The 7,281-nt window shown below is 42.6% G+C and carries 5 protein-coding genes; all 5 read right to left on the bottom strand.

Translation table 11 applies throughout. The annotated features are described in order from the left end of the window. Nucleotides 1-4: 4 nt before the first annotated feature. The 5 genes from D8837_RS01295 to D8837_RS01315 all read right to left on the bottom strand — a co-directional run bounded on the left by D8837_RS01295 (nt 5) and on the right by D8837_RS01315 (nt 7,232). Complete coding sequence (locus D8837_RS01295) at nt 5-2,713, bottom strand: ABC transporter permease (RefSeq protein ID WP_125455937.1); 2,709 nt, start codon at nt 2,711-2,713, stop codon at nt 5-7. Between the two features lies 1 nt (nt 2,714). Continuing rightward, nucleotides 2,715-3,416, bottom strand: coding sequence for an ABC transporter ATP-binding protein (locus D8837_RS01300; protein WP_125455938.1), 702 nt, complete (start codon nt 3,414-3,416; stop codon nt 2,715-2,717). Between the two features lie 130 nt (nt 3,417-3,546). Further along, nucleotides 3,547-5,958 (bottom strand): glycosyl hydrolase family 95 catalytic domain-containing protein, encoded by a 2,412-nt coding sequence (locus D8837_RS01305; RefSeq protein WP_125455939.1) that lies wholly within the window; start codon nt 5,956-5,958, stop codon nt 3,547-3,549. Nucleotides 5,959-6,010: 52 nt separating this feature from the next. After that, on the bottom strand, nt 6,011-6,703 hold the full coding sequence (locus D8837_RS01310) for a phosphoglycerate mutase (RefSeq protein ID WP_000240129.1): 693 nt from the start codon (nt 6,701-6,703) through the stop codon (nt 6,011-6,013). Nucleotides 6,704-6,833: 130 nt separating this feature from the next. Then, nucleotides 6,834-7,232: a hypothetical protein gene (locus D8837_RS01315; RefSeq protein WP_084926177.1), complete on the bottom strand. Its 399-nt coding sequence runs from the start codon at nt 7,230-7,232 to the stop codon at nt 6,834-6,836. Between the last annotated feature and the right edge of the window lie 49 nt (nt 7,233-7,281).

Genomic DNA, 7,281 nt, shown 5'->3' on the forward strand with positions numbered 1-7,281 from the left:
AGTATTACTCTATAGATTTCAAAGCTTCAAGCATATCAACCTTTCTCAGATGATGATTGACGAAGAAACCAAGCAGGGTCAAAATGATGCTTACTGCTGCCACTGGAATTACATAGACTTCCCAGCCTACCTGCGGATAAAAGAGAATAGTCGCAGGAGAAATCATTTGAATCAAAAATTGGTGTAAATAGAAACCAGATACCAAACCAAGTACGATTCCCACAAGGGACAGCACAATCGTCTCACGGTAAATGTAGAGAGTGACTTCATTATTATGAAAACCGAGAACCTTGATAGTGGAGAGTTCACGGATTCTCTCAGCTACGTTTATATTGGTTAGATTGTAGAGGATAACAATAGCCAACAGAACCGATACGATGACCAAGATGGTCATGGTCTGATTGAGTGAGCTGGCGACGGAGTCGAAGAGTCGAATGGCTGAAGCATTTTGGACAACGCTGGACACCGCAGATTGATTCATAAGTAAGCCGGCCTGTCTTTCGATACTAGTCGCACTGGTATCCCTTAACGAGACCAGATAAGTGTTGGATTGGGGTAGCTGTCCGTAAATTTGCTCATAGTCAGTCTGACTCATATAAATAAAATGACCAACGTAGTTCTCAGCAATGGCAGCGACCTTTAGCTTCTTACCTTCAATTTCTAGAGTCTGTCCAACCTTGACACCTGCCAGCTGGGCAAGTTTATCTGTGATGACAACTCCATCTTTTAATGTCAACTCTTGCTGATGATGTTGCAGATGGATAAATGGAGTCAAATCCTCCTTCTCTGTCATCATAAGGGTAATAGTTTGAAGACCAGCCTTACCTATGAAATCCTTGTCTAGCGTTTTAGAATAGATTTTCTGGTAGGCTTTGATGTCCTGCCCTTTCAACACTTCTTCTAGATTTACCTTATCCTGATTGGTCGAACTAGGATTTTCAGAAACAATCATCTGATACTGTTGGATTTGTTGAAACTGTCTAGACGGAACTCCTGCTACAGAGGATTGGATTCCCAAACCTGCAAAGAGCAGGGCTACAGAACCTACCACACCAAAGATCGTCATCAACATCCGCTGCTTATAACGGAAGATATTTCGGGCTGTTACCTTATGAGTAAAACTGAGACGGCGCCAGATAAAACCGATGCGCTCCAGTAAGATTTTAGCTCCTTTAACAGGAGGTTTAGGTAGTAAAAGCTGGGCCGCTTCATCATGAAGTTCCCTACGAGCTACCAAGTAGGCTGGTAACACACTCGCCAACCAACTCAAGACAAGAGCCAGTAAGCTATAGGTCCAATAGAACTGAATCTGGGTTTCTCCCACCACCATGCCTTTTGTAATGACACTTGAAATCACACCGGCTAGTAAATAATGTCCAAGTATGCTACCTAGAGCCGTTCCGACAGTCCCAGCTACTAGACCGTAGAGGAGAAACTTTGCAATAATATCCTTGCTACGATAACCCAAGGCCTTAAAAATACCTGCATTTGTTCTCTCTTCATCCACAAAGCGAGTCATGGTTGTAAAGGTCACCATAGCTGCTACGGCATAAAGCACTACAGGAAAGATATTGCCCACTGCCCGAATACTGGCTGAAGCATTGCTGTACATGAGGTAGCCCTGACCGCCAGGCATGGTCTGACGATTATAGACTTGATACTTGGGCTCAGCCAAATCATCCAATACTTGCTGATGTTTTTCTAATTTTTCCTTTTCTTGAGCTAGATTCTGTTCAGCCTGCTTTAGTTTGTCCTCTTCCTTGCCCAATTCCTGCTTAGCTTGGGTAAGTTGAGAACTAGCTTGCTCTCTCTGGGCTTGAGGAAGCAAGGCTAGTTGACTTTCCTGAGCCTGTAAACGAGCTTGAGCAACTGCTAAACGACGCTTGCCTTCCTGCAAATTAGTCTCAGCCTTATCAAGGGTTTCTTTGCCTTTGTCTAGAGACTCTTGTCCTTCTTTTCTCAAGAGTTGTAGACGTGCCTTGCCATTATCAGATAGAACTTGTTCAAGTTCTTCCTGATGTTGCTTGGATTTCTCTTCATAAGCTGCTGAAAAAGCATTTAATCCTGACAAATCTTGATATTTCAAACGAGCTATATTGTAGACTTTCTGATCAAACTGACTAGGTAAAATCACTCCATAGGCTGTCAGAGTCCCACTTCCACTTCCTGCGTAGCCCATATCTCGCTGGGAGAGGATTTCAGCCGAATCCACAAAACCAGTAATGGTATAAGTATGGTCTTTTAAAGAGGAATGACCCTCCTCTTTTTCTTTAAAACTAATCTCCTGTCCCATGCTGTATTGGCCTTGCAAATGAGTGGCCAAAGCGATTTCCTTGTCTGACTGAGGAAGTCGTCCCTCTCTTATCTGAAAGGTTGAAATTCGCTCTGGTTTGGAATACAGCCGAATAGCATCCTGGCCATTATCCATAGTCTCATCTGTCAAATAGCCAAACTCAACCTCTGCGCCCTCCGTCTGTTCTAGTTCTTCTTGATCTGCTTGATCCAAACCATAGTTAGACATGACTGCCAAATCCAAGGTTTGAGCAGTTGTTAAATAAGCATTAGCTGTCGCCTCCATGTTGGGGCTAGTCACTTTGAGGCCTACTAAGGCTAGAGACCCTAACATCATCAAGGTTAAGATGGATAAAAAACGTCCCTTGGAGCCTGTGAAGGACTGAATTAAGTCCTTCCAATAGGTTTTTCGCTTGATCATGCTAGTACTCCAAACTGTCGATATCCTGAGGATACTGGTTCCTCACCACATCCTTGACACTGGCATCGTGCATATGAATCACGCGATCAGCAATGGGCGCCAAAGCTCCATTGTGAGTCACGATGATTACCGTCGCTCCCTTTTGACGAGACATATCTTGCAGAATTTTCAAAACCTGCTTGCCCGTCTGATAATCCAAGGCGCCTGTCGGTTCGTCACAAAGGAGAATTTTAGGATTTTTAGCTACCGCGCGTGCAATGGAGACTCGCTGTTGCTCCCCTCCAGAAAGCTGGGCTGGAAAGTTATTGAGACGATGAGCCAGACCGACATCTGTCAAGACCTGGTCAGGATTCAAGGCATCTGTCACGATTTCTGAAGCCAACTCCACATTTTCCTTAGCGGTTAGATTGGAAACTAGATTATAAAACTGAAAAACAAAACCGACATCATTTCTACGATAATTGGTCCTCTGGTGGGAACTATAGTCTGCAATATTGGCACCATCAATCCAGATTTCCCCTTCATCATTGGTATCCATTCCCCCAAGAAGGTTAAGAACCGTTGACTTGCCTGCACCAGATGCACCAAGGATAATCACCAGCTCCCCTTTTTCAATCTCAAAATTCACATCACGATTGGCCACAATCTCCGTATCCCCAACTTGATATCGCTTGTAACAATGTTTCATCTCAATATAAGCCATCAAACCCACCCTCTCTTAAACAAATTACTTCCTATTACCATTATAACGCTTTTTCAACTAGTTGGAAACTGCTTACATTCTCAAATCTTTATCAAAAGGCAGTCTCAAACTACTGCCTTCTATCACCTTCTTAAAAATAAAATTGAACAAGATCACCTTCTGCTGTCGCCACTGAAATACAATCTTTCCCCATGCATTTCACTTCTGCTTTTTCTTGATTCATTTCAATCACACTCTTCTCAATGCCTGGATAAGTGACTCGCAAATCTCCCCCACTTCTTGATAAAATGGTCAACTGTAAGAGTTTTTTATCCGCCCAACTCATGCTAACTTCAAAATGTCCACGTGCCATTAAGCCTGAAACGGAACCTCTTGACCAAGTATCGGGTAGGGCAGCTAGAGGAACTAGATAAGCTGTATGAGACTGGAGTAACATTTCTGCCATGCCACTGCTAGCACCAAAATTACCATCTATCTGAAAAGGAGGGTGGCTACACCAAAGATTGGGCAAAGTGGATGTCTTTAACTGCTCTGCTAATAATTTATGGGCTCGATTGCCATCTCCTAGACGCGCCCAAAGATTGATCTTATTAGCCTTGGACCAGCCTGTGCCACCATCTCCACGATCATTGAGGCTAGCACGCGCCGCAACAAGATAGTCTTGTCCCTTATAGCTAAAGAGAGTTCCAGGATAGAGTCCCACCAGATGGGAAGCGTGCCGATGCTGGGCCTCCACTTTCTCATTTTGAAAATACTGCTCTTCCTCCTCATACCACTCCCTGATTCGACCAGATTGAGTGATTTGAAGAGGATTTAGTAAATCAAATTTTTCCTTGACTTCAGTCAACAAGTCCTCATCCAGCCCCAATTCCTGAGCAGCCTGAATAAAATCATGAAATAACTGCCAAATCAGAGATTGGTCATAGGTATTGCCAATCGAAATCGGACCATGTTCTGGGGAATAAGACGGAGAGGACACCCAACGTTGCGTCTGCTGATCCTCATGTAAAAAATCATTCCAAAAACGAACCGTTTCCCTCAACATGGGATAAATTTTCTCCCTGAGATAGTCTTGGTCCCTATAAAATAAATAGGCTTCATAAACCGTTTGCATCATCCACGCATTGGCAGCTGGTGACCAACCCCAATAGTAATCCCAACCAGGTGCCGTCCAGCCAAAAGGAGTCGCTTGAGTATGAACCAACCAACCATTCTCCTCACCTTTCTGAGAGACGATTCCTGCATACCTTGCAGCCGCTAGACGACCATAGACTCGCAAATCATCGATATAGTTGATAACTGGAAAAGCCGTCTCTAGGAGATTGGTAACATAGGCTGGCCAATAATTCATCTGCAGGTTGATATTCAGGTGATAGTCCGAATTCCACGGAGGATTATCGATCCCATTCCAGACTCCCTGTAGGTTAGCTGGTAGAGCATCTGGGCAGTCTCTAGAAGAACTAATCAATAAATACCGTCCATACTGGAAGAACAACTCCTCCAAAGCCTGCCCCTCTTGTGGCTTATAATTTTTTAGCAAATCATCCGTAGGGGATGATTCAAAATCAGCTCCCAAATCCAATTGAACACGCTGGAATAAAGCTTGGTAGTCCTCAATATGCCTTGATTTCAATCGGGTATAGCCCTTTTCTTTAGCTATCTCCACCAAGTCTTTTACCTGTTGCTCTAAATCTATTTTCTTGCGATAATTACTAGCAGGATTTTGGGAAAAATCCGTCTTAGCGGCCAAGAAGAGATTGGCATAATTGGCTCCTGATATCTGAACCTTATCTGACCAAACTCTAATATCCCCATCTGTTTCCCAAGCTAGACAACTAGCAAACTGCAGGGCATTGTCCTTAACTCTTCCCTTCATCAAGATATAAAAACCAGTAATATCCAACTTGCATTCCTTGTAATCAGATTTTTCCTGCTCATACTTTCCATCAGAAGCCAAATCATTTGTCAAGGTCAGTTCTATAGTAAAATCTAGAGTTTCCGCCCCTTCCTTAGTAAAATGCTGAACCAAGAGATCATCTGGAAAACTCGCAAAGGCTTCTCGTTTAAACATAGTCCCTTTATGTACATAAGAAGTCGTCGCAAGTGCCTTACTGATATTCAGCTGTCTCTGGTAATCCGTCACCTGAGACAAAGTCTTACCTTGCCGGCTGAACTCAATGAAAATATCTCCAAAGGACAGATAGGTCCCATATTGACTCGTTTGGGGCCCAACTAGGTGCTGCTCAGCCAGTTCCTTAGCAGTATTGTAATCTCTCTTTTCCAAAGCCTGCCGAATCTCAGCTAAAAAACCATACTGATCCTGAAGATTTCCACCCTGATAATCTGAACTATCAGGAAGTGGACCACCAGACCAAAGACTTTTTTCATTGAATTGAATCCGCTCAGCACCTATAAACCCAAATACTTTAGCACCTAAAGAACCATTGCCAATCGGTAAAGCCTCTTCTTCCCACCCCTTGTAAGTGGTTGAAGCTGGTTGCTTGTAGGTCAGCACATAATCTTGTTTTTTATTCCTTATCATACTACCATACTAACATAAAAAGCCTAGAAATCAATTCTAGACTTACAATTTTTTATTTTCCAAGGTAGTATTCAGAAACTACGTTCAATTTTTCGTCAAATTCAAATACCAATGGTGGGAAGTTAGGGATTTCCACGTCCATGATTTCGTCATCTGACAAACCTTTGATGTGTTTTACAAGGGCACGGATTGAGTTACCGTGAGCTCCTACGAATACGTTTTTACCATCTTTAAGAGCTGGAGCGATTTTATCTTCCCAGAATGGAAGGGCACGTTCCAAAGTCACTTTCAAGTTTTCAGCATCTGGAATAACTGAATCGTCAAGTGAAGCGTAACGACGATCCGTGTGAGCTGAATGCTCATCATCACGATCCATGTTTGGAGGCAATACATCGTATGAACGACGCCAGATGTGAACTTGCTCATCACCAAATTGTTCAGCAGCTTCAGCTTTGTTTTTACCAGTCAAACCACCGTAGTGACGTTCGTTCAAACGCCATGATTTTTCAACTGGAACCCACAATTGGTCAGAAGCTTCAAGAGCCAAGTTAGTTGTTTTGATCGCACGTTTCAATACTGAAGTGTAAGCTTGGTCAAATTCGATACCAGCTTCTTTGATCAATTTACCAGCGTCAATCGCTTGTTGTGTACCTTTTTCAGACAAATCAACATCAGCCCAACCAGTGAAAAGGTTAGCTTTGTTCCATTCAGACTCACCGTGGCGAGCAAAAACCAATTTTACCATTAGATGGATTCTCCTTTAAATTTTCCGAGGTTTCCCCTCGTTTATCTATTCTATTTTACACAATTTTTCACAAAAAAGCTAGTCAAAACCAAAAAGGAAAGGACTGTTTGGCAATCCTTTTCCTTATTTTTTATCCTTCAACTTTGAATTTTTTGAGACTTCCTAAAAATAGTGAACCACCGATAATTGCTAGGATTCCTCCTACCCAACCAAGGGCTGGAATCAAGCCAACTGCTCCACCTACGATTAATAGAACAGAAGGAGCCGAACCAACGCGACTTTCTCCCTTATAGTATACAATCGCAACAATTCCTAAAACTAAAATAGCAATTTTTAAAATAGTTGGAAGTAAAACTCCTGCAACTCCTGCAACTGTTGTAGATGCAGTTAATTCAGGACTCTGGGTAGCTGTTGCTGTAGCAGCTGTACTCACAACTGCTGCTAGTAAAAGAAACGGAGCAATAAGCAAGTAGAGTCCACCTACTAAACCAACAATACCACTATAAAGTGCTAAAGCTTTTGATTTCATAACAAATCTCCTTTTTTATTTTTTCAAGTAAGATTGTATCATATTTACT

The organism is Streptococcus mitis (assembly GCF_003942965.1).
GTDB classification, from domain to species: domain Bacteria; phylum Bacillota; class Bacilli; order Lactobacillales; family Streptococcaceae; genus Streptococcus; species Streptococcus mitis_BH.

Excerpts from the sequence above, each read along its gene's own strand:
- D8837_RS01310 (WP_000240129.1), bottom strand. The coding sequence starts at position 6,703 with ATGGTAAAATTGGTTTTTGCTCGCCACGGTGAGTCTGAATGGAACAAA.
- D8837_RS01305 (WP_125455939.1), bottom strand. The coding sequence starts at position 5,958 with ATGATAAGGAATAAAAAACAAGATTATGTGCTGACCTACAAGCAACCA.
- D8837_RS01295 (WP_125455937.1), bottom strand. The coding sequence starts at position 2,713 with ATGATCAAGCGAAAAACCTATTGGAAGGACTTAATTCAGTCCTTCACA.
- D8837_RS01315 (WP_084926177.1), bottom strand. The coding sequence starts at position 7,232 with ATGAAATCAAAAGCTTTAGCACTTTATAGTGGTATTGTTGGTTTAGTA.
- D8837_RS01300 (WP_125455938.1), bottom strand. The coding sequence starts at position 3,416 with ATGGCTTATATTGAGATGAAACATTGTTACAAGCGATATCAAGTTGGG.